This is a genomic window from Tepidimonas fonticaldi (genome assembly GCF_007556755.1).
GTDB classification, from domain to species: Bacteria; Pseudomonadota; Gammaproteobacteria; order Burkholderiales; family Burkholderiaceae_C; genus Tepidimonas; species Tepidimonas fonticaldi.
The window spans coordinates 20,298-41,248 of record NZ_VJOO01000012.1; the positions used below are offsets into that span (position 1 = coordinate 20,298).

Below are 20,951 nucleotides of genomic sequence, written 5' to 3' on the forward strand. Positions count from 1 at the left end.
TTTACGAGCGCGCTGCGGGCGGCGCGGTCAGCGTGCGCCGGCGGCGATCCAGCGCACCAGCCGCAGCGATTCTTCGGGCGTGAGCTTTTCGTGCGCCGCGACGCCGCCGAGCAGCCGGTGCTCGCACAGCTGCTCGGCTTTTTTGGTCAGCTCGTCGGCGCTCAGCTGGGCGTAGCGTTGTGCCAGGGCCGCCAACGTCGGCGCCTTGCCGCGTGGCGGGTCGCCATGGCAGCTCAGACAGCCCTTGTCGAGCGCCATGGCGGCGTCGGCTCGAGCCTCGCCCCCCGCAGTGGCGGCGAGCAGCCCGGCCGCGAGCCCGGTGAGTGTCCAGCGCGACAGCTTGCCCCGCGATCGGGGCAGCGGTAGGGGGGTCACGGTCGGTCCTCCATCCAGGCATCGAAACGTGCACGGTCCAGGCGCTGCAGGTGGGCCAGCAGCGAGCGCCGGGCCACCGGCCAGAGGTGCGGCGGCACATCATCATAGGCGTGGCGCACCCAGACCGCCAGATCGCCGTCGGGGTGTTCGGCCAGCACGCGGGCGATCTTGGCCTCGCGCTGCAGCCGGTGGGCCAGCAGCCGTTCGATGGCGCGCGGGGCATCGCCCAGCACATGGCCGTGTGCCGGCAGGATGTAACGGATGCCGTGCTCGTCGCAGGCCGCGCGCAGCCGCCGCAGCGAGGCCAGGTAGGCATCCATGTCGCCGTCGGGCGGGTCGATGACGGTGGTGCTGCCATTGAGGATGTGGTCGCCGCTGAACAGCAGGCCGTCTTCCTCCAGCACCAGGCAGAGGTGATTGGCAGCGTGGCCGGGCGTGTGCAGCACGCGCAGGGTGTGGCGATGGCCGCCATCGGCCGCGGACAGCACCAGCCGTTCGCCGTTCGCGAGCGGCCGTTCGGGGCGGAAATGGCTGTGCGCCCGCGCCGTCGGCGCGCTGGGCAGGCCCAGCACGGGCGGGGCGGGGCGGCCGGCAGCGCGGCAAAGCGCCTGCAAGGGGTAGGCGCCCGGCGAGTGGTCCGGGTGCGAGTGGGTGCAGACGATGGCGCGCAGGTCGCCGCCCGCCGCCTCGAACAGCCGCCGCAGGTGATCGGCGTCGTCGGGCCCGGGGTCGATGGCGATGTGGCCGGTGGCGGTCTCGCCCACCAGATAGCTGTTGGTGCCGGGGCCGGTCATCGGCCCGGCGTTGGGGGCGGTCAGGCGCTGCACATGGCGGGTCAGGGCCACCGGCGCGTCGTGCCGCCAGTCCAGGTGGTGTTCCAGTTGCCCGTCGGGGCAGGTCAGCTCCAGTTCGCCAAAGGGCGGCTCGTGCTCCATGAAGCGGGCTTCCTGCCCGCGCAGCCAGCCCGCCCGGGGGCAACTGACCCATTGCGGGCCTTGGCGGGCCGCGCAGGCGTCCAGTAGGCCCGCGCTGTCGGGGTGGCGCTGCAGATGCTCCAGGGTACGCACGGTCGGGTAGACCATGGGAAAGTCCCCGGCCGCGTGCCGGTGCAGCGCCTCGCCCGGGGCCACCCAGACGGGTTCGAACTGCTCGCGGTTGTCGGCTTGCGGCGTTTGATCCGGCGGCATGCGGGCGATGAAAAAGGGCACGTCGAAGCGCTTGGGCAGATCGCGGTCCGTGATCCAGTGCGCCAGCCACCACAGCGCGTCCAGCGCCAGCGTCAGACCGTGCGTCCGGCACTGGGGCAGCAGTGGGCCGTGCCGGTCCAGGGCCGCCAGGGTGGCGGGGTCGACCCAGCGGCCGTGCGCGTCGCGAGCGAGCAGCACGCCCAGCTCCTCGAAGCTCTCGCGCACGGCGGCCAGCAGGGCCGGGCGCAGGGTTTCGTCCTGGTCCGGTCGCCAGGCCAGCGCCGGGTCGTGCGCGGCGTCGCGGTCCGCCTCGTCGATGGCGCCGCCGGGAAAGACGTACGCGCCGGGCGCGAAGCTGGCGCGCGCCGAGCGCCGGGTCATCAGCACCTCCAGGCCCGCGTCGCCATCGCGCACCAGCAGCACGGTCGCCGCCGGGCGCACGGGGGCAGGGGGTTGGGGCGGGCGCAGGCGCAGGTGGGGGCGGACCATGGCGTGTATCGGTTGTCACCGTTGGTAACAGCGGCGGCCCCGCAGTGGCCGGCCGGGCGGATCTGGATCACAATGGTAGCGATCCCGCGCCACCGGGCGCGTCACGCAGGAGTCCCGCCATGACACCATTGGATTTCGTCCGTTCCCAGGGGCCGTCCCAAGGCCCATCCCGTGGCCCGTTGCACGGCGTTTGGGTCGCCGCGCTCGCCACCGCCGTGGCGCTGGGCGGTTGCGCCAACATGTCCGAAGAGCAAAAGTCGGGCACCGCCAAGGGCGCCATGATCGGCGCTGCCGCCGGGGCTGTGCTGGGTGCCGTGACCGATGGCGGCAAGGGGGCGGTGCGGGGCGCGGCCATCGGGGCCGGGGCCGGGGCGCTCGGCGGCTATGTCTGGTCCAACCGCATGGAGCAGCAAAAGCGCGAGATGGAGCAGGCCACCGCCGGCACCGGCGTGGCGGTGACGCAAACCGCCGACAACCGCCTGAAGCTCGAAATCCCGAGCGACATCTCGTTCGACGTCGGCCGTGCCGACATCAAGCCCAACTTCCGGGCCGTGCTCGACACCTTTGCCGCCGGCCTGAACCGCAACCCTGCGGCGCGCGTGACCATCGTCGGCCACACCGACAGCACCGGCAGCGATGCGATCAACAACCCCCTGTCGGTCCAGCGCGCGGCGGCGGTGCGCGACTACCTGACCACACGGGGTGTGGCGGTCGGGCGCATCGCGATCGACGGGCGCGGATCGCGCGAGCCCGTCGCCAGCAACGACACCGCCGAGGGGCGCGCGCGCAACCGCCGGGTCGAGATCTTCGTCGCGGAGCAGGCGAGCTGATGCGGCTGTCGTTCACGAAGATGCAGGGGGCGGGCAACGATTTCGTCGTGCTCGACGAGACGCGCCAGCGCCACGGTCTGACCCCCGCGCAGTACCGCTGGCTGGCCGACCGGCACTTCGGCATCGGGGCGGACCAGATTCTGACGGTGCGGCCGGCGCCGACGCCGGAGGTGGACTTCGAATACGTCATCCACAACGCCGACGGCGGCGAGGTGGAAAACTGCGGCAATGGGGCGCGCTGCTTCGTGCGTTACGTGCACGACGCGGGGCTGACGCCCAAGCGCACCGTGCGGGTGCAGACCCGCGCCGGGGTGCTGACGCTGGCGCTGCAGGACGACGGGCGCGTGACCGTGGACATGGGCGCCCCCGTGTTCGAGCCGGCCCGGGTGCCGTTCGACCCCGCCGGCCTGCAACCGATGCCCGAGGGCGCCTGGGAGCGTTGGCCGCTGGCCGTGGCGGCGGCGGGCCCCGCGCCCGTGCCGGTGGCGGTGTTGTCCATGGGCAATCCGCACGCCGTGCTCCGCGTCGAGGACGTGGACACCGCGCCGGTGGCGCAGTGGGGGCCGGCGATCGAGTCGCACCCGCGCTTTCCGCGCCGGGTCAACGTCGGCTTTTTGCAGGTGCTCGGGCGCGACCGCGCCCGGCTGCGGGTCTACGAGCGCGGCGCCGGCGAGACGCTGGCCTGTGGCACGGGCGCCTGCGCGGCCGTGGTGGCCGGCATCCGGCTGGGCTGGCTCGACGAGCGCGTGGATGTGGACCTGCCGGGCGGCCGCCTGACCATCGAGTGGCCCATGCGCCAGGGCGTGCAATCCCCCGTGCGGATGACGGGGCCGGCCGAGCCGGTGTTCACGGGCGTGGTGGAGGTGCCGGACCTGCGCTGACGGCGCCACGGCGGCGCGGCAGGCGCCCGCGCGCCGCCCGTCCTGCGCCACAATCGGGGCTGCTCGCGCCCCGTGGCGCACGCCGGAGACCCGCCCTTGAACCCCACCGCCCCGCTGCAGCCCATCACCGAGGACGACATCGCCCAGTTTCTGGTCAACACGCCGGACTTTTTCGAACGCCATGCCGAACTGCTCGCGTCGGTGCAACTGACCAGCCCGCACGTCGGCCGTGCGGTCAGCCTGATGGAGCGGCAGGTCGAGATCTTGCGCGAGCGGCTGCGCCAGCTTGAGCTGCGGGCGGCCGAGATGATCCGCCACGGCCAGGAGAACACCGGCCTGCTCGACCGTCTGCACCGCTGGACCTGCGAGTTGCTGGCGGTCAACGACCCGGCTGCGCTGCCCGCTGCCGTCACGGACGGGTTGGCGGTGCGCTTTGACGTGCCGCAGGTCGCGCTGAAGCTGTGGGGGGTGGCCCCGCCGTGGGCGGATGCGCCGTTTGCGCAGGGCGCCAGCGACGATGCCCGGGCCTTTGCCACCTCCTTGCGCCAGCCGTTTTGTGGTGCCAACCCCGGGGTGGAGCCGGTGCAGTGGCTGGCCAACCCCGACGCCGCGGTGTCGCTGGCGCTGCTGCCGCTGCGGCGCGCGGAGGACGCACCCGCCTTTGGGCTGCTGGTGTTGGCCTCGCCCGATGCGCGCCGGTTCCAGGCCAGTGCGGGGACCGAGTTTCTGGCCCGCATCGGCGATCAGGCGGCCGCGGCGTTGAGCCGCCTGCTGCCGGCGGCGGACTGACCGGACCGGCGGTGCGCCGGCGCTTGCGATGGATGCGGCGACCGACGATCTGGCGTTGATCGCGGACTATCTGACCCATGTCCGGGTGGAAAAGCGGCTGGCCGCACGCACCCAGGCGCTGTACGCCGAGCATTTGCACGATCTGTATCACCGTGCCCAGGCCGAGGGCACCGGACTGAAAGCCGTGACCCCGTCCCAGGCGCGCCGCTGGGTGGCCCAATTGCACGCGGCCGGCCGGCAGCCGCGCGGTATTGCCTTGGTGGTGTCGAGCTGGCGCGGGTTCTATGACTGGCTGGGGCGCACGGGGGGCATCGACCGCCACCCCCTGCAGGGGGTGCGGCCGCCCAAAGCGGGCAAGCCCCTGCCCAAGGCCCTGGCGGTGGAGGAGGCCCTGCGGCTGGCGCAAGGCCCCGGGCAGGCCGTGTCCGGTGACCGGGCGGCCGAGGCGCTCGCGCATGCGCAGCGCCGCGGCGACCGGGCCATGGTGGAGCTGCTCTACGGCAGCGGCCTGCGCCTGGGGGAGCTGCTGGGGCTGGACGTGCAGCCCGGTCCCCACGCCCGGGGGTGGGTCGATGCCCAGGCGGGCGAGGCCCATGTGTGCGGCAAGGGGGGCAAATGGCGCACCGTGCCGGTCGGCGGCCCGGCCCTGGCGGCGCTGGCCGATTGGCTGTCGGTGCGCGCGCAACTGCTGCGGCTGCCGGACGAGCCGGCGCTCTTCGTCGGCGCGCGCGGCGAGCGGCTCACGCCGCAGGTGGCGCGCCGCCGTCTGGCGGCCTGGGCGGCCGAGGCCGGCGTGCCCGTGCATGTGCATCCCCACATGCTGCGGCACAGCTTTGCCAGCCATGTGCTGCAGTCCAGCGGCGACCTGCGCGGCGTGCAGGAGCTGCTGGGCCACGCCAGCATTGCCAGCACCCAGATCTATACGCGGCTGGACTTTCAGCACCTCAGCCGGGTGTACGAGGCCGCCCATCCGCGCGCCCGCCGTGGCGCCGGCGATGCGGCTGGGCCGGGCGCGGCAGAGTCCACACCGCCCGCCGCTGCGGGTAACCCCGATGGGTAGTCGGGTATCCGCTCGCACGACAATGGCCAACCCGACCGGGAGGCGACCCAGACCTCCCGCACCTCTGCCACATCATCAGGAGATCGGTCCATGAAAGCCCTCTGGCGCACCCTCACGCTGTTTTTCGCCTCACTGGCCTTTGCCGCGGCGGCCCAGGCGGCCGAACCCGTCAAGGTCGTCTACCACCTGAGCGAAGGCATCCCCCAGGCATCGCGCGCGGTCCAGAACATCCGCAACCACCTGGCGGCCGATCCGTCGGCCAAGATCGTGGTCGTGACGCACGGCCTGGGCATCGACTTCCTGCTCGAAGGCGCCACCAACCAGATGGAGCAGCCGTTTGCCGGCGCAGTGGCCGATCTGGCCAACCGCGGCATCGAGTTCCGCGTGTGCAACAACACCCTGGTGTCGCGCAAGATCGACGCCGCCAAACTGGTGCCCGAGGCCAAGATCGTGCCCTCCGGCGTGGCCGAAGTCGCGCGGCTGCAGGCGCGCGAGGGCTTCGTCTACCTGCGGCCCTGAGTCCGCGCCGCCCGGGGTGGGACAATCCACCCCCATGAAGACGATCCGACTCAAGGCGGGCAAGGAACGCTCGCTGCTGCGCCATCACCCCTGGGTGTTCGATGGCGCCATCGACCGCGGCCGGGCCGATCCCGGCGAGACGGTGCGGGTGGAAAGCGCCGAGGGGCGCTTTCTCGCGTGGGGGGCGTATGCGCCCAGCTCCAAGATTCGGGTGCGCGTCTGGAGCTTCGACGAAGCCGAGCGCATCGATGCCGCGTTTTTCGAGCGGCGGCTGCGCGCGGCCGTGCAGTTGCGCGAGCGGGTGGCCATCGACAGCGACGGGGTGCGGCTGGTGCACGGCGAGTCCGACGGCCTGCCGGGCCTGGTGGTGGACCGTTACGGGGACCTCCTCGTGGCCCAGTTTGGCAGCAGCGGCGCCGAGCGGCACAAGGCCCTGATCGCCGACGCCCTGCTGCGGGTGACGGGCCTGCAGCGTCTGTATGAGCGCTCGGACGCGAGCGTGCGGCAGCTCGAAGGCCTGCCGCCGGCGACCGGCTGGCTGCGCGGCGACGGGCCCACCGAATGCGTGATCCACGAAAACGGCTGGCGCCTGAGCCTCGATGTGGCCGAGGGCCACAAAACCGGCTATTACCTGGACCAGCGCGACAGCCGGCGCGCCTGCGCCGAGCTGACGCGGCGCTTTGGCTGGGGCGATGTGCTCAACTGCTACAGCTACACCGGCGGCTTCACGGTGGCGGCGCTCGCGGGGGGTGCGCGCCATGTGACGTCGATCGATTCCTCCGGCCCGGCGCTGGAGCGCGCGCGGCGCAACGTGGCGCTCAACGGCTTCGACGCGGCGCGCTGCACCTTTCTGGACGCGGACGTCAACGCCAGCCTGCGTGCTTTCTGGGCCGAGGGGCGGCGCTTCGACGCCATCGTGCTCGACCCGCCCAAGCTCGCGCCGTCCGCGGCGCACCTGGAGCGCGCCGCGCGCGCCTACAAGGATGTCAACCGGCTGGGCTTCAAGCTGCTGCAGCCCGGCGGTGTCTTGTTCACCTACTCGTGTTCCGGCGCGGTCGGGGTGGAGCTGTTTCAGAAGATCGTCGCCAGTGCCGCGCACGAGGCGGGTGTGGAGGCGACCATCCTGGCCCGCCACGGCGGCGCCCCCGATCATCCGACGGGGCTGGCCTTCCCGGAGGGCGAGTACCTCAAGGGCCTGGTGGTCTGGCGCCGGCCCTGACGGCGCCCAGGCCTTGACAGTCCCCCTACACTGATGCCATGGCACTCATTCCTGCAACCATCCTGACCGGCTTTCTGGGCTCGGGCAAGACCACGCTGCTCAAGCGCGTCCTCACCGAGGCGCACGGCCAGCGCATCGCCGTCATCGAAAACGAGTTCGGCGAGGAAAACATCGACAACGACATCCTGGTGGCCGACACCGAGGAGCAGATCATCCAGATGAGCAACGGCTGCGTCTGTTGCACCATCCGCGAGGATCTGCGCAGCACGCTGTCGCTGCTGGCGGCCAAGCGGCGCAAGGGGCTGCTGGCGTTCGACCGCGTGGTCATCGAGACCACGGGTCTGGCGGACCCGGGGCCGGTGGCGCAGACCTTCTTCATGGACGACGAGGTGGCCGAGAGCTTTTTGCTCGACTCGATCGTGACGCTGGTGGACGCCAAGCACGCCCAGCAGCAGCTCGACGACCGGCAGGAGGCCCGCCGCCAGGTCGGCTTCGCGGACCAGATCTTCATCAGCAAGGCCGATCTGGTGTCGGCCGACGAGCTCGACGCGCTGATCCATCGCCTCAAGCACATGAACCCGCGCGCGCCGATCGAGACCGTGCACTTCGGTCAGGTACCGCTGGCCAAGGTGCTGGATCTGCGGGGGTTCAACCTGAACGCCAAGCTCGACATCGATCCGGACTTCCTGAAGGCGGACGCGCACGATCACCACGACCACAGCCACTGCGACCACGACCACGGGCACTGCGCGCACGACCATGACCACGACCATGGGCATGGACACGGCCATGCCCGGCACCACCACCACGACGACGATGTCAAGAGCTTCGTCTGGCGCAGCGAGCGGCCGTTCGATCCGCACAGGCTGGAGGATTTTCTGGGCGCGGTGGTGCAGGTTTGGGGACCGAAGCTGCTGCGCTACAAGGGCGTGTTGCACATGCAGGGCACCGACCGCAAGGTGATCTTTCAGGGGGTGCACCAGCTCATGGGCAGCGACCTCGGCCCGGTGTGGAAGCCCCACGAAAAGCGCGAGAGCAAGATGGTGTTCATCGGCATCGACCTGCCGCGCGACATCCTGACGCAGGGGCTGGAGCAGTCGCTGGCCTGAGCCGCGTGTGCCCTGGCCGCAACGCCCGCATCGGCCGTGCGCGGCGGCATTGGCGACTGCGCTGATGACTGCGCTTACAATCGGCCCCCAATTCGGACGGGTGCGCCCCCGCGACAGGGAGGTTGCGGGGCCGCCGCCGCAGCGCGGCAGCACCCGGCCAGCCAGAGGAGATGCGCCGTGAAGAACCGTCCGCCGTCGAGCGGGGCCCCGTCCCCCGATGCCGGTTCCGACCTCCCGCCCGCCGCGGCCGGGGGCGACGACAAGGCGCGCGCGGCGCGCAAACCCTCCGCCGCGGCCGCCCGCCGCGCCGAGAAGGCGGCCATGCGTGCGCAGACCACCGAGGCCGTCGCGCCGACCCACGATCCGCATGCGGCCAAGGCCAGTTATTCACCCGAACCCGTCATGACCACGACCGCCACGCCCGCAGCCGCCGCGCTGCGCAAAGACCCCGCACGAGCCGACAACTGGAAGAAGCTGCCCCTGGAGCAGCTCACGGACGCCGACATCCTGGCCATGCCGGATGCGGAATACATGAACGACGTCCAGTTGGCCTACTTCCGGCGCAAGCTGCAGGCGCTCAAGCAGGACATCCTGAACAACGCCGGCGAGACGACCGAGCATCTGCGCGAGGACACGGTGGTCGTGCCCGATCCGGCCGATCGCGCCACGATCGAAGAAGAGCACGCCCTGGAGCTGCGCACGCGCGACCGCGAGCGCAAGCTGCTCAAAAAAATCGAGCAGTCGCTGGCGCGCATCGACAGCGGCGACTACGGCTATTGCGAAGAAACCGGCGAGCCCATCGGCGTGGGCCGCTTGCTGGCGCGGCCGACCGCCAGCCTGTCCATCGAGGCCCAGCAGCGCCGCGAGCTCAAGCAAAAGCTGTTCGGCGACTGAGTCCCGCGCGGCCCCTCGGGGCCGGCACTCTCCCCCATCCGCCACCATGTCCGCCCCGCCGAATCCCCCGGACAGCGGCGGCTGGTGGAGCCGAATCTGGCGGCTGCGCACCGAGGCATCGGAGGACGGTGCCGTCCGCGGCCTGGACGAGGAGCGGCGCGCCCTGAAGGCGGCCATCCTGCGCAAGCGCCGCAACGACCGGGTACGCTACAACGAACTCAACGAACTGCGGGCGTGGATTCGCGCCCAGCGCGCCGCCGCCCCACCCGCGGAATCGCCGTCGGCCAGCCCGCCCAGCCTGCCCGGCGCCGCTGGCGCGCGCAGCGGGTGGCCCCGCCGCGGGCCGGACAAGTCCCGCACCATCGAGCAGATTGCGCGTATCGAGGCGCAGATGGCGCAGCACTGGACGCCGCGCGCGGCCGAATCCTCGGGCCTGCGCATCGGCGCGCCAGCGCCGGCCTCCGCCGGCCCCATCGTCAGCCGCCATCTGCAGGCGCGTGCCGATGGCTTTGGCATGAGCATCGATCTGGTGACCGCCGAGCCGTCCGCGCCAGCGGCCGAGCCGCAGGCGCTGCTCACCCATCCCGCCCTGACCGAGGCGGTCGTCCGTTTTGCCAACGGCCGGCTGGATGAGGCGCGGCAGGTGCTGGAGACGGTGCAGGCCCAGGAGGTGCGAACGCCGCTGGCCCGCCTGGCCGGCCTGATGCTGCTGGAGGTGCTGTGGGCCGCCGGCGACGTGGAGGGCTTCGAGGAATGGGCCGCCGAATGGGCGGACCGTTTTCGGCAGCCGGTCCCGCGCTGGCCGGTGGTGCGGCAGCCTGTGCCGCCCGCCGAGTCCACGTCGGGCGCCGCATCGGGATGCACGTCCGGAGGCACATCGGGGGGCGCAGCGACCGCCGCCTGGCACACCTGGGTCTGTCCGCCGCTGCTGGATGCGGCGGCGGTGACGGCGTTGGCCGCGCTGGCCGAGCGCAGCGACGGGGCCCCATGGCTCGACTGGTCGGACCTGCTGTCGGCCGACGCCGAGGCCGCCGAACGCCTGGCCGCCCTGTTCGAGCACTGGGCCGACCAGCCCCTGACGATGCGCTGGCGGGGCGGCGCGGTGCTGCGGCGGCGCCTGAAGGCCAGCACCCCGTCCGGGCGGCGGGAGAACCCCCCCGTGTGGTGGCGCCTGCGTCTGGCGGCGCTGCGCCTGATGGGGCGGCGCGACGAATTCGATCTGGTCGCGCTGGACTACTGCGTCACCTACGGCGAGTTGCCGCCCACATGGCACGACCCGGTGGCCCACGTCGAGCCGGCCGAGGTGCTGCCCGAGCCCCCCCCGGCCGCGTCCCCCACCGAGGTGCCGCCCGAGCCCGCGTCGGCCGAATCGACGCTCGCATGGCCCGGGGTCGTCAGCTCGGTGACGGCCGGCGAGTCCGAGTTCCCCGCCGTACCCACCCAAATGGCGGGCTGGTCGGTTCAGACCCAGTCGGGCGAGGCGGGGCCGGCCGTCCACCTGGAGGGTGTTCTGCAGGGTGACATGGCGCAGGCGCTCCAGGCGCTCGATGCCGCCGTGGAGGGTGTCGTGCCCCAGGCGTCCTCGTCGCTGGAGGGGTCGGTCTCGCCCCCCAGCCGGGTGCTCATCATCGATGCACGGCGGCTGCAGCGCGTCGATTTTGCCGCCGCCGGCGCCTTGCTGCAGTGGTTGCTGGCGGCGCGCGGGCGGGGTGTGCGGGTCGAGCTGGACGGCGTCAACCACCTGCTGGCGGCGCTGTTCCATGTGGTGGGCATCGACGAGGTCGCCACCGTCCGGCTGCGACAATACTGACCATGGAACGAGAATCCTCTGCCGGTGCCGTCTTTCACGGCACCACGATCGTTTGTGTGCGCCGCCCCGATCCCGCGGAGCCGGGGCGGTTTCAGGTCGCCATGGGCGGCGACGGCCAGGTCACGCTCGGTCACATCGTCGTCAAGGCCAGCGCGCGCAAGATCCGCCGCCTGCACCGCGACCAGGTGCTGGCCGGCTTTGCCGGCGCCACGGCCGACGCCTTCACGCTGTTCGAGCGCTTCGAGGCCAAGCTGGAGAAGCACCAGGGCCACCTGCTGCGCGCGGCGGTGGAGCTGACCAAGGACTGGCGCACCGACCGCGTGCTGCGCCGGCTGGAGGCGATGCTGGCGGTGGCCGACCGCACGGCGAGCCTCGTCATCACCGGCAACGGCGACGTGCTGGAACCCGAGCACGGCATCGTCGCCATCGGCTCCGGTGGCGCCTACGCCCAGGCCGCGGCGCGCGCGCTGCTGGAGCACACGGCGCTGCCGGCCGAGGCCGTGGTGCGCGAGGCGCTGCGCATCGCCGGGGACCTGTGCATCTACACCAACCAACACCACACCGTGGAGGTGCTGGCATGAGTGCCGCGATGACGCCGCAAGAGATCGTCTCCGAGCTGGACGCCCACATCATCGGCCAGCAGGCCGCCAAGCGCGCGGTGGCCATCGCGCTGCGCAACCGCTGGCGCCGCCAGCAGGTGGACGCGAAGCTGCGGCCCGAGATCACGCCGAAGAACATCCTGATGATCGGCCCAACCGGGGTCGGCAAGACCGAGATCGCGCGCCGGCTGGCCAAGCTGGCCAACGCGCCGTTCATCAAGGTCGAGGCGACCAAGTTCACCGAGGTCGGCTACGTCGGCAAGGATGTCGACAGCATCATCCGCGACCTGGCGGACGTGGCCGTCAAGCAGACGCGCGAGGCGGCGATGGCGCGCGTGCGCACGCGCGCCGAGGACGTGGCCGAGGAGCGCATCCTGGACGCGCTGCTGCCGCCGCCGCGCGACGGCGAGGTCGAGCGTGACGGGCATGCGCGCCAGGTGTTCCGCAAGAAACTGCGCGAGGGCCAGCTCGACGACAAGGACATCGAAATCGACGTGGCCGCGCCGCAGCCGCAGCTGGAGGTGATGACCCCGGCCGGCATGGAGGAGATGGCCGAGCAGCTGCGCGGCCTGTTCGGCCAGCTCAACCTCGGCCGGCGCAAGACGCGCAAGCTGCGCATCGCCGAGGCGCGCCGGCTGCTCGTCGAGGAGGAGGCGGCCAAGCTCGTCAACGAGGAGGAGATCCGCGCCGAGGCGATCCACAACCTCGAGCAGAACGGCATCGTCTTCATCGACGAGATCGACAAGGTCGCCTCGCGCAGCGACGTGGCCGGCGCCGACGTGTCGCGCCAGGGCGTGCAGCGCGACCTGCTGCCGCTGGTGGAAGGCACCACGGTCTCCACCAAATATGGGCCGGTCAAGACCGACCACATCCTGTTCATCGCCAGCGGGGCGTTCCACCTGAGCAAGCCGAGCGACCTGATCCCGGAGCTGCAGGGACGCTTTCCGATCCGGGTGGAGCTGCAGCCGCTGTCGGTGCAGGACTTCGAGGCGATCCTGACGCAGACGCACGCCAGCCTCGTGCGCCAGTACCAGGCGCTGCTGGCGACCGAGGGGGTGACGCTGGCTTTCACCGACGACGGCATCCGCCGCATCGCCGCCATCGCCTGGGAGGTCAACGAGCGCACCGAGAACATCGGCGCGCGCCGGCTGGCCACGGTGATGGAGCATCTGCTCGACGAGGTGAGCTTCGAAGCGTCCCGCCGCACGGGGCAGACCGTCACGATCGACGTGGCCTACGTGGACGAGCGGCTGGCGGCGCTGGCGCGCAACGAGGATCTGTCGCGCTTCATCCTTTGAGGGGGGGCTTTACTCCTCAGGTGCCGCTTTCAAGCTGTTTTGCAAACGCTTGATTTTGCGTGTCTTTTGAAGGCCGATTTGCCCTGCAAATCGGCCTTAAGTCTTTGATTTCACAAGAAAAAAGGCGATGACCGGCTTGTGATGCACCGGCTTTTGGTGCTACAGTGGGAACAAGTGCAAAAAAGTGGTGAAAAGTGGTTCCCCTTCGCCGGATCTGACCCGTGTTCCAAGGCGCCTCGTCCCTCAGTCTCGATGCCAAAGGCCGGCTCTCGGTGCCGACCCGGCACCGCGACGTCCTGAGCGCGACCGCGGCGGGCCAGCTCACCATCACCAAGCATCCGCACGGCTGTCTGATGATCTTTCCGCGCCCGGAGTGGGAGGCGTTTCGCCAGCGCATCGCGCAGCTGCCGATGTCGGCGCAGTGGTGGAAGCGCATCTTTCTGGGCAATGCGCAGGACGTGGAGATGGACGCCCAGGGCCGCGTGCTGATCGCCCCCGAGCTGCGCGCCGCCGCCGGCATCACCAAGGAGGCCATGCTGCTCGGCATGGGCAACCACTTCGAGCTGTGGGACGCGGCCACCTACGCGGCCCAGGAGGCCGAGGCGATGCGCGGCGAGATGCCCGAGGCCTTCCAGGACTTTTCTTTCTGAGGGCCGGGCGGTGCAGATGACCTACCCCCATCGCACCGTCCTGTTGAACGAAGCGGTCGAGGCCCTTCAGATCCAACCGGACGGACACTACATCGACGCCACCTTCGGTCGCGGCGGCCACAGCCGCGCGATCCTGGCGCGCCTGTCGCCGGCGGGGCGCCTGACGGTGTTCGACAAAGACCCCCAGGCCATCGCGGTGGCGCAGGCGCTGGCCGCGCAGGACGCGCGCGTGGCGGTGCGGCACGAGGGCTTTGCGGCCCTGGGCACGCTGCCGCCGGCCAGCGCGGACGGACTGCTGATGGATTTGGGGGTCAGCTCGCCGCAACTGGACGATCCGGCGCGCGGCTTTTCCTTCCGCCACGACGGGCCGCTGGACATGCGCATGGACCCCACGCGCGGCCTCAGCGCCGCCCAGTGGTTGGCCACGGCCACGGTGGCCGAGATGACGGAGGTGATTCGTGAATACGGCGAAGAGCGGTTTGCTGCACCGATTGCAAAGGCGATTGATCGTCGCCGACAGGAACGGGGGCCTGTTCGAACCACCGCCGAGCTGGCCGAAATCGTGGCTGGCGCGGTCAAAACCCGCGAGCCGGGCAAGGACCCTGCAACGCGCACATTTCAGGCTGTTCGGATTCACGTCAACGCCGAGCTTGAAGAGCTGCAACAAGCGCTCGACGCCAGTCTGAGCGTGCTGCGCCCGGGTGGGCGGCTGGTGGTGATCAGCTTCCATTCGCTGGAGGACCGGATGGTCAAGCAGTTCATGGCCCGGCACGCCCGGCCGGCCGTGGACCGGCGCGCGCCGATGGTCGAGCCGCCGCCGCCGCTGCTTGCGCACGTGGCGCGCACCATGCCCGGCGCGGCCGAGGTGGAGGCCAACCCGCGGGCGCGCAGCGCGGTGATGCGTGCCGCGACCCGCACCGCCGCCCCGCTGGCCGCGGGCATCGGAAAGGGCATGGGGGCCGCGGGGTCGGTCGGGAGGCGGCGGGCATGACGCGCCTGAACCTCGCCCTCCTGCTGGCCGTGCTGGCCAGCAGCTTCTATTTGGTGACGCTGCAATACGAATCGCGGCGGCTGTATGTGGCCAACGAACGCGCGCGCGCGCAGGCCAGCCGGCTGGCGGCCGAGCACGAGCGCCTGGTCGCCCAGCAGCGCGCCCAGGCCGCCCCGTCGCGGGTGCAGCAGATCGCCCAGCGCCAGTTGCAGATGCGCCCGGCCCATCCCGGCATCACCGAGTATGTGGCCCTGTCGTCGACCGAGGTCGCTGCGGGAGGCCGCCCATGAGTCGCCGGCCCGTCACCGCGCCCGTGTCCGCGCGCAGCATCCCCTACGGCAGCAGCCCGCTGCTGACCAGCGCGACGCCGGTCTGGCGCAGCCGCTTCATCGTCGGGATGCTGGCGCTGGCCTTCGTCGGGCTGGCGGCGCGCGCGGCCTATGTGCAGGTGATCGGCAACGATTTCTTCCAGCGCCAGGGCGAGGTCCGCTACGCGCGCACGCTGGAGCTGCCGGCCAGCCGCGGGCGCATTCTGGACCGCAACGGCATGATCCTGGCCACCAGCGTGGTGGCGCAAAGCGTCTGGGCCGACCCCGAGGACGTGGACCGCAACCACCCCGGGCTGCGCGACGCCGCGCGGCTGCTGGGCATGCCGCTGGCCGAGCTGCAGCGCCGGCTGGACGTGGGCGAGAAGAACTTCGTCTGGATCAAGCGCCAGGTGGACGAACCTGTGGCGCGCCAGGTGCAGGCGCTGGGCATCAAGGGCCTGTACCTGCGCAAGGAGTACAAGCGGCAGTATCCCCAGGGCGAGGCCGTCGCGCACGTGGTCGGCTTCACCAACGTCGAGGACCGCGGCCAGGAGGGGGTGGAGCTGGCGTTCGAGCGCGAGCTGCTCGGCCGCCCTGGGTCGCGCCGGGTCATCAAGGACCGCCTGGGCCGCATCGTCGAGGATGTGCGCGACATCGTGCCGCCGGTGGATGGCAAGGACTTGCAGCTCTCCATCGACGGCAAGATCCAGTTTTTTGCCTACCAGCGCCTGAAGGAGGCGGTGCAGCAGCACAACGCGCGCGGCGGCAGCGCAGTGGTGTTGGATGCGGTGAGCGGCGAGGTGCTGGCGCTGGCCAACTACCCCAGCTACAACCCCAACGACCGCCGCAACCTGACCGGCGAGCAGTTGCGCAACCGGGCGCTGACCGACAGCTTCGAGCCGGGCTCGACCATGAAGCCCTTCATCGCCGCGCTGGCCCTCGACAAGGGGTTGGTCACCCCCGAGACGCCGATCCAGACCGCGCCGGGCCGGCTGCAGATGGGCGGGTTCACCATCTCGGACGTGCATGCGTACGGCGTGCTGACCGTCAACGAGGTGATCCAGAAGTCCAGCAACGTCGGCACCGTCAAGATGGCGATGCAGATGCAGCCGCGCGACATGTGGGAGACCTACACGCGCGCGGGCTTCGGGCACAAGCCGCAGGTGCCCTTCCCCGGTGCGACCAGCGGCCGCCTGCGCGCCTACAAGACGTGGCGGCCCATCGAGCAGGCGACCATGAGCTACGGCTATGGCCTGTCGGTGTCGCTGCTGCAACTGGCCCAGGCGTACACGGTGTTTGCCCGCGATGGCGAGCTGGTCCCGATCACGCTGATGCGCACCGACCAGCCCGCGCACGGCGTGCGCGTGTTCAGCGAACGCAATGCCCTGGCCGTGCGGCGCATGCTGCACATGGCCGCGGGGCCCGGGGGCACCGCCCAACTGGCGCAGACGGTCGGCTACTCGGTCGGCGGCAAGACCGGCACCGCCCGCAAGCAGGAGGGCAAGGGCTACGCGGCGCGCAAATACCGCAGCTTTTTCGTCGGGCTGGCGCCGGTGGATCAGCCGCGGGTGGTCATCGCCGTGATGGTGGACGAGCCGGGCAACGGCGTCATCTACGGCGGGGCGGTGGCCGCGCCGGTGTTTTCGGACGTGGCGCAGCAGACGCTGCGCCTGCTCGGCGTGCCGCCCGACATGCGGGTGCAGCCGCAGATCGTCGCCGACGTGATCGAGGAGGAACCGGTCTGATGGCACCGTCCTTCGCCACCCTCGACGCCCTGGTGGCGTGGCTGCGCGCGCGCGGCGCCACCGGATTGTGCGCGGACAGCCGCCAGGTCCGCCCCGGCGATGCGTTCGTCGCATGGCCGGGCGCGGCGGCCGATGCCCGGCGCTTCGTGCGCGCGGCCCTCGAGGCCGGTGCCGTCGCCGCCGTCGTGGAGGCGCAGGGACTGGCCGGCTGGCTGAGCGCCCACCCCGATGCGGCTTTCGATCTCGCCCCGGCCGATGCCCCCTCCAGCGCGGCGCGGGTGGCCGCCTATGCGGGCCTGCGCGCGGCGGCGGGGCCGCTGGCCAGCGCGTTCTGGCACGCGCCCAGCCGTGCGCTCGATCTGATTGCCGTGACCGGGACCAACGGCAAGACGTCCACCGCGTGGTGGACGGCGCAATGGCTGCAGGCGGCCGGCGTGGAGGCGGGCCTGATCGGCACGCTGGGCATCGGTCGGCCGGGCGCGGCCTTGGTGCCGACCGGCTTGACCACCCCCGATCCCGTGACGCTGCAGCGCGCGCTGCGCGCCTTTGCCGATGATGGCCTGCGCGCGGTGGTGCTGGAGGCCTCCTCCATCGGCATCGAGGAAGGGCGGCTGGACGGTGCCCGTGTCCACACGGCCATCTTCACCAACCTGACGCAGGACCACCTGGACTACCACGGCACCATGGAGGCCTATTGGGCCGCCAAGCGGCGCCTGTTCGACTGGCCGGGCCTGCAGGTGGCGGTGCTGTGCGTGGACGACCCCTACGGGCGGGAGTTGGCGCAGGCGCTGGCCGCGCGTCCGGCGGATGGGGGGCTGGACCTCTGGACCTATGCCACCGGCCCGGCGGCGACGGACGCCCGCCTGCGCCTGCTGGCGCGCGAATGGTTGCCCAACGGGGCCCGCTTCACGGTCGCCGAAGGCGCCACCCACACCACGTTCGAGTTGCCGGTGGTGGGGGACTACAACCTGGGCAATCTGCTGGCCGCCATGGCGGTGTTGCGCAGCCGCGGGCTGCCGTGGTCGGCCATCGTGGGCGCCAGCCACGGGCTGACCCCCGTGCCCGGCCGCATGCAGTCGGCGTGGGGAGCGGCCGACGGCCCCGCGGACGGTTTGCCGCTGGTGCTGGTCGATTACGCCCACACGCCGGATGCGGTGGACAAGGCGCTGCAGGCGCTGCGCCCCCTGGCCGCGCGCCGGGGCGGGCAACTGTGGTGCGTGTTGGGCTGCGGGGGCGACCGCGACCCCGGCAAGCGCCCGCTCATGGCCGCCGCTGCCGAGCAGGGGGCCGACCGCGTGGTGCTGACCAGCGACAACCCGCGCAGCGAGGACCCGTTGCAGATCCTGGCCCAGATGCAGGCCGGCTTGGTCGCGCCAGCGCGTGCCTGGGTCGAGCCCGATCGGGCCGCCGCCATCGACCGCGCCGTGCGCGAGGCCCAGGCCCGTGACGTGGTTCTGCTGGCCGGCAAGGGACACGAGGACTACCAGGAGATCGCCGGCGTGCGCCGGCCGTTTTCCGATCTCGACCAGGCGCGCGCCGCGTTGCGCCGGCGCCGGGAGGCAGACGCATGACGGCCCCCCGGACACCGCTGGAGCGCCAGCCGATGGAGGGCCTGGGGGCCCTGCTGGCCGTTTTGCCGGGCGCCCGCGCGGTCGGCGACGTGGAGGCGCTGGCCCCGCAACGGGTGCACACCGACACCCGCACCCTGCAAGCGGGCGATCTGTTCGTCGCGCTGCGCGGCGAGCGCTTCGACGCGCACGACTTTTTGCCGCAGGCGGCCGCAGCCGGCGCCATCGGGGCGGTGGCGCAGCGGGGCTTGGCCGCGGCCGGGCTGCCCGGGGTGGAGGTGCCGGACAGCCGCCTGGCCCTGGGGCAGTTGGCCGCCGCGTGGCGCGCCCGCTGGCACGGCCCGCTCATCGCCGTCACCGGCAGCAACGGCAAAACCACCGTCACGCAGATGACCGCGGCGATTTTGCGCGCGGCGGTCGGCGAGGCGGCCCTGGCCACCCAGGGCAATTTGAACAACGACATCGGTGTGCCGCTGACGCTGCTGCGCCTGCGCCCCATGCACCGGCTGGCGGTGGTGGAGCTGGGCATGAATCACCCGGGCGAGATCGCCCAGCTGGCCGCGATGGCCCGCCCCACGGTGGCCCTGGTCAACAACGCCCAGCGCGAACACCAGGAATTCATGGCCAGCGTGGAGGCCGTGGCCCGCGAAAACGGCGCCGTGCTGGCCGCCTTGCCGGCCGAGGGCACCGCGGTGTTCCCGGCCGACGATCGGTTCATGCCGCTGTGGCGCACGCTGGCGGCGGGCCGCGCGACGCTGACCTTCGGTGCGACGGGGGCCGACGTGTCCGCGCAGGCGGACTGGGTGGACGGGGCCTGGGCGCTGCGCGTGACGACGCCGGCCGGGGTATTCGACACCCGGCTGCGCATTGCCGGCCGCCACCATGTGCGCAACGCCCTGGCGGCCACGGCCTGCGCGCTGGCGGCCGGGGTGGCGCTGGACGCGATCGCGGCGGGGCTGGCCGCCTTCGAGCCCGTGACGGGCCGCTGCCGCACCCAGTCGCTGCGGCTGGCGGGCGCCGCCTGGACCGTGGTGGACGACAGCTACAACGCCAACCCGGACTCGGTGCGCGCGGCCGTCGATGTGCTGGCCGAACTGCCCGGGCCGCGCTGGCTGCTGCTGGGCGACATGGGCGAGGTGGGCGACCAGGCGCTGGCCTTCCATGACGAGGTGCTGCGCCACGCGCTCGCACGCGGCATCGACCGCATCTGGCTGGCGGGCGACTGGATGGGGCGCGCGGCGGCCGCCGTGTCCGCCACCCACTCCACCGCGCCGTCGCCGGTGCGGCATTTCGCCTCGGTGGAGGCGCTGCTGGCCGCCTTGCCCGCGGCCGTGCCGGCCGGCGGGGGCAGCCTGCTGGTCAAGGGGTCGCGCTTCATGCGCATGGAGCGGGTGATTGCCGCCTGCGAGGCGCTGGCGCGCGCCACGGATGGGGAGGGCTCGACGCATGTTGCCTAGTCTGGCGCAGTGGCTGCAGGGCGTCTGGCCCGAGCTGGGTTTCCTGCGCGTCTTCCAGTACCTGACCTTTCGCGCCGTGATGGCCGCGATGACCGCCTTGCTGGTCGGCGTGGCGGCCGGGCCGTGGTTCATCCGGCGCCTGACCGCGCTCAAGATCGGCCAGCCGGTGCGCGCCTACGGCGTGCAGGCCCACCTGAGCAAGAGCGGCACCCCGACCATGGGCGGGGTGCTGATCCTGTTTGCCATCACGGTCTCGACGCTGCTGTGGTTCGAGTGGTCGAACCGCTTCGTCTGGGTCGTGCTGGCCGTCACCTGGGCCATGGGGGCGATCGGCTGGGTGGACGACTGGCGCAAGGTGGTGCGCAAGGACCCCGAGGGGATGCGCTCGCGCGAGAAGTACTTCTGGCAGTCCGTCATCGGGTTGGTGGCGGCGTTCTATCTGGTGTTCGCCATCTCGGAGGGGTCGAACGCCGGCGTGTGGGCGCTGTTCACCGACTGGATCCGCTCCGGCTTCACCATCGATCTGCCGCAGCAGGCGGGCCTGATGGTGCCCTTTTTCAAGGAGATCAGCTATCCCCTGGGCGTGACGGGTTTCGTCCTCCTGACCTATCTGGTCATCGTGGGTGCGAGCAACGCGGTCAATCTGACCGATGGCCTGGACGGCCTGGCCATCATGCCGGTGGTGATGGTGGGCTCGGCGCTCGGGGTGTTTGCCTATGTGACGGGCAACGCCGTCTTTGCGCGCTATCTGCTCGTGCCCTTCATCCCCGGCACGGGCGAGGTGCTGGTGTTTTGCGCCGCCATGGCCGGCGCGGGGCTGGCGTTCCTGTGGTTCAACGCCTATCCGGCGCAGGTCTTCATGGGGGACGTGGGGGCGCTGGCCCTGGGCGGGGCGCTGGGCACCATCGCCGTCATCGTGCGGCAGGAGATCGTGCTGGCCATCATGGGCGGCATTTTCGTCGTCGAGGCGCTGTCCGTGATGCTGCAGGTGGGCTGGTTCAAGTACACCAAGCGCCGCTATGGCGAGGGCCGTCGCCTGCTGAAGATGGCGCCGCTGCACCACCACTTCGAGAAGTCCGGCTGGCGCGAGACCCAGGTGGTGGTGCGCTTCTGGATCATCACCATGCTGCTGTGCCTGATCGGCCTGTCCACGCTCAAACTGCGGTGAACCCC

20 protein-coding genes are annotated in these 20,951 nt (G+C 71.6%); 18 read left to right on the forward strand and 2 right to left on the reverse strand.

Annotated features, from left to right (window positions below; all coding sequences use genetic code 11):
- Window positions 1-27: 27 nt before the first annotated feature.
- Window positions 28-375 carry a c-type cytochrome gene (locus tag Tfont_RS07550; protein WP_143968972.1) on the reverse strand — a complete coding sequence of 116 codons (348 nt, stop codon included), beginning with the start codon at window positions 373-375 and terminating at the stop codon, window positions 28-30.
- On the reverse strand, window positions 372-2,051 hold the full coding sequence (locus tag Tfont_RS07555; RefSeq protein WP_143968973.1) for an MBL fold metallo-hydrolase: 1,680 nt from the start codon (window positions 2,049-2,051) through the stop codon (window positions 372-374). The genes Tfont_RS07550 and Tfont_RS07555 overlap by 4 nt, the downstream gene beginning before the upstream one ends.
- 239 nt (window positions 2,052-2,290) lie before the next feature.
- Here Tfont_RS07555 and Tfont_RS14715 point away from each other — a divergent pair, with 239 nt between their 5' ends.
- From Tfont_RS14715 to mraY, 18 genes are all read left to right on the forward strand, one after another.
- The gene (locus Tfont_RS14715; protein ID WP_269451568.1) at window positions 2,291-2,881 is read left to right on the forward strand and encodes an OmpA family protein; all 591 of its coding nucleotides are present in this window, start codon (window positions 2,291-2,293) and stop codon (window positions 2,879-2,881) included.
- Complete coding sequence (dapF, locus tag Tfont_RS07565) at window positions 2,881-3,762, forward strand: diaminopimelate epimerase (protein WP_068610896.1); 882 nt, start codon at window positions 2,881-2,883, stop codon at window positions 3,760-3,762. Before Tfont_RS14715 ends, dapF begins: the two co-directional genes overlap by 1 nt.
- Window positions 3,763-3,858: 96 nt before the next feature.
- The gene (locus Tfont_RS07570) at window positions 3,859-4,551 is read left to right on the forward strand and encodes a DUF484 family protein (protein WP_143968975.1); all 693 of its coding nucleotides are present in this window, start codon (window positions 3,859-3,861) and stop codon (window positions 4,549-4,551) included.
- 28 nt (window positions 4,552-4,579) lie between these two features.
- On the forward strand, window positions 4,580-5,611 hold the full coding sequence (locus Tfont_RS07575; RefSeq protein ID WP_143968976.1) for a tyrosine-type recombinase/integrase: 1,032 nt from the start codon (window positions 4,580-4,582) through the stop codon (window positions 5,609-5,611).
- 90 nt (window positions 5,612-5,701) lie between these two features.
- On the forward strand, window positions 5,702-6,130 hold the full coding sequence (locus Tfont_RS07580; protein WP_082955586.1) for a DsrE family protein: 429 nt from the start codon (window positions 5,702-5,704) through the stop codon (window positions 6,128-6,130).
- A 34-nt stretch (window positions 6,131-6,164) separates the two neighbouring features.
- Entirely contained in the window at window positions 6,165-7,349 is a 1,185-nt protein-coding gene (locus Tfont_RS07585) for a class I SAM-dependent rRNA methyltransferase (protein WP_143968977.1), read from the forward strand.
- Between the two features lie 38 nt (window positions 7,350-7,387).
- Entirely contained in the window at window positions 7,388-8,458 is a 1,071-nt protein-coding gene (locus tag Tfont_RS07590) for a CobW family GTP-binding protein (protein WP_143968978.1), read from the forward strand.
- 177 nt (window positions 8,459-8,635) lie between these two features.
- The gene (dksA, locus tag Tfont_RS07595; protein ID WP_231960351.1) at window positions 8,636-9,352 is read left to right on the forward strand and encodes an RNA polymerase-binding protein DksA; all 717 of its coding nucleotides are present in this window, start codon (window positions 8,636-8,638) and stop codon (window positions 9,350-9,352) included.
- A 46-nt stretch (window positions 9,353-9,398) separates the two neighbouring features.
- A complete protein-coding gene (locus Tfont_RS07600) occupies window positions 9,399-11,162 on the forward strand; it encodes an STAS domain-containing protein (protein ID WP_143968980.1) in 1,764 nt (587 codons plus the stop codon).
- 2 nt (window positions 11,163-11,164) lie between these two features.
- The gene (hslV, locus tag Tfont_RS07605; RefSeq protein ID WP_068610907.1) at window positions 11,165-11,743 is read left to right on the forward strand and encodes an ATP-dependent protease subunit HslV; all 579 of its coding nucleotides are present in this window, start codon (window positions 11,165-11,167) and stop codon (window positions 11,741-11,743) included.
- On the forward strand, window positions 11,740-13,059 hold the full coding sequence (gene hslU / locus Tfont_RS07610) for an ATP-dependent protease ATPase subunit HslU (protein WP_260682308.1): 1,320 nt from the start codon (window positions 11,740-11,742) through the stop codon (window positions 13,057-13,059). Before hslV ends, hslU begins: the two co-directional genes overlap by 4 nt.
- A 221-nt stretch (window positions 13,060-13,280) precedes the next feature.
- A complete protein-coding gene (gene mraZ, locus Tfont_RS07615; protein ID WP_068610912.1) occupies window positions 13,281-13,709 on the forward strand; it encodes a division/cell wall cluster transcriptional repressor MraZ in 429 nt (142 codons plus the stop codon).
- 16 nt (window positions 13,710-13,725) lie between these two features.
- Window positions 13,726-14,700 (forward strand): 16S rRNA (cytosine(1402)-N(4))-methyltransferase RsmH, encoded by a 975-nt coding sequence (gene rsmH, locus Tfont_RS07620; RefSeq protein ID WP_143968981.1) that lies wholly within the window; start codon window positions 13,726-13,728, stop codon window positions 14,698-14,700.
- On the forward strand, window positions 14,697-14,990 hold the full coding sequence (gene ftsL, locus Tfont_RS07625; protein WP_068610913.1) for a cell division protein FtsL: 294 nt from the start codon (window positions 14,697-14,699) through the stop codon (window positions 14,988-14,990). Before rsmH ends, ftsL begins: the two co-directional genes overlap by 4 nt.
- Window positions 14,987-16,753: a peptidoglycan D,D-transpeptidase FtsI family protein gene (locus Tfont_RS07630; RefSeq protein ID WP_143968982.1), complete on the forward strand. Its 1,767-nt coding sequence runs from the start codon at window positions 14,987-14,989 to the stop codon at window positions 16,751-16,753. The genes ftsL and Tfont_RS07630 overlap by 4 nt, the downstream gene beginning before the upstream one ends.
- Entirely contained in the window at window positions 16,753-18,324 is a 1,572-nt protein-coding gene (locus Tfont_RS07635; protein ID WP_143968983.1) for a UDP-N-acetylmuramoyl-L-alanyl-D-glutamate--2,6-diaminopimelate ligase, read from the forward strand. Before Tfont_RS07630 ends, Tfont_RS07635 begins: the two co-directional genes overlap by 1 nt.
- Entirely contained in the window at window positions 18,321-19,778 is a 1,458-nt protein-coding gene (locus tag Tfont_RS07640) for a UDP-N-acetylmuramoyl-tripeptide--D-alanyl-D-alanine ligase (protein WP_143968984.1), read from the forward strand. The genes Tfont_RS07635 and Tfont_RS07640 overlap by 4 nt, the downstream gene beginning before the upstream one ends.
- Window positions 19,768-20,946: a phospho-N-acetylmuramoyl-pentapeptide-transferase gene (gene mraY, locus Tfont_RS07645; RefSeq protein WP_068610921.1), complete on the forward strand. Its 1,179-nt coding sequence runs from the start codon at window positions 19,768-19,770 to the stop codon at window positions 20,944-20,946. The genes Tfont_RS07640 and mraY overlap by 11 nt, the downstream gene beginning before the upstream one ends.
- Window positions 20,947-20,951: the final 5 nt, after the last annotated feature.

Excerpts from the sequence above, each read along its gene's own strand:
- Tfont_RS07555 (WP_143968973.1), bottom strand. The coding sequence starts at position 2,051 with ATGGTCCGCCCCCACCTGCGCCTGCGCCCGCCCCAACCCCCTGCCCCC.
- Tfont_RS14715 (WP_269451568.1), top strand. The coding sequence starts at position 2,291 with ATGTCCGAAGAGCAAAAGTCGGGCACCGCCAAGGGCGCCATGATCGGC.
- dapF (WP_068610896.1), top strand. The coding sequence starts at position 2,881 with ATGCGGCTGTCGTTCACGAAGATGCAGGGGGCGGGCAACGATTTCGTC.
- Tfont_RS07575 (WP_143968976.1), top strand. The coding sequence starts at position 4,580 with ATGGATGCGGCGACCGACGATCTGGCGTTGATCGCGGACTATCTGACC.
- Tfont_RS07580 (WP_082955586.1), top strand. The coding sequence starts at position 5,702 with ATGAAAGCCCTCTGGCGCACCCTCACGCTGTTTTTCGCCTCACTGGCC.
- Tfont_RS07585 (WP_143968977.1), top strand. The coding sequence starts at position 6,165 with ATGAAGACGATCCGACTCAAGGCGGGCAAGGAACGCTCGCTGCTGCGC.
- Tfont_RS07590 (WP_143968978.1), top strand. The coding sequence starts at position 7,388 with ATGGCACTCATTCCTGCAACCATCCTGACCGGCTTTCTGGGCTCGGGC.
- Tfont_RS07600 (WP_143968980.1), top strand. The coding sequence starts at position 9,399 with ATGTCCGCCCCGCCGAATCCCCCGGACAGCGGCGGCTGGTGGAGCCGA.
- hslV (WP_068610907.1), top strand. The coding sequence starts at position 11,165 with ATGGAACGAGAATCCTCTGCCGGTGCCGTCTTTCACGGCACCACGATC.
- hslU (WP_260682308.1), top strand. The coding sequence starts at position 11,740 with ATGAGTGCCGCGATGACGCCGCAAGAGATCGTCTCCGAGCTGGACGCC.
- rsmH (WP_143968981.1), top strand. The coding sequence starts at position 13,726 with ATGACCTACCCCCATCGCACCGTCCTGTTGAACGAAGCGGTCGAGGCC.
- ftsL (WP_068610913.1), top strand. The coding sequence starts at position 14,697 with ATGACGCGCCTGAACCTCGCCCTCCTGCTGGCCGTGCTGGCCAGCAGC.
- Tfont_RS07630 (WP_143968982.1), top strand. The coding sequence starts at position 14,987 with ATGAGTCGCCGGCCCGTCACCGCGCCCGTGTCCGCGCGCAGCATCCCC.
- Tfont_RS07635 (WP_143968983.1), top strand. The coding sequence starts at position 16,753 with ATGGCACCGTCCTTCGCCACCCTCGACGCCCTGGTGGCGTGGCTGCGC.
- Tfont_RS07640 (WP_143968984.1), top strand. The coding sequence starts at position 18,321 with ATGACGGCCCCCCGGACACCGCTGGAGCGCCAGCCGATGGAGGGCCTG.
- mraY (WP_068610921.1), top strand. The coding sequence starts at position 19,768 with ATGTTGCCTAGTCTGGCGCAGTGGCTGCAGGGCGTCTGGCCCGAGCTG.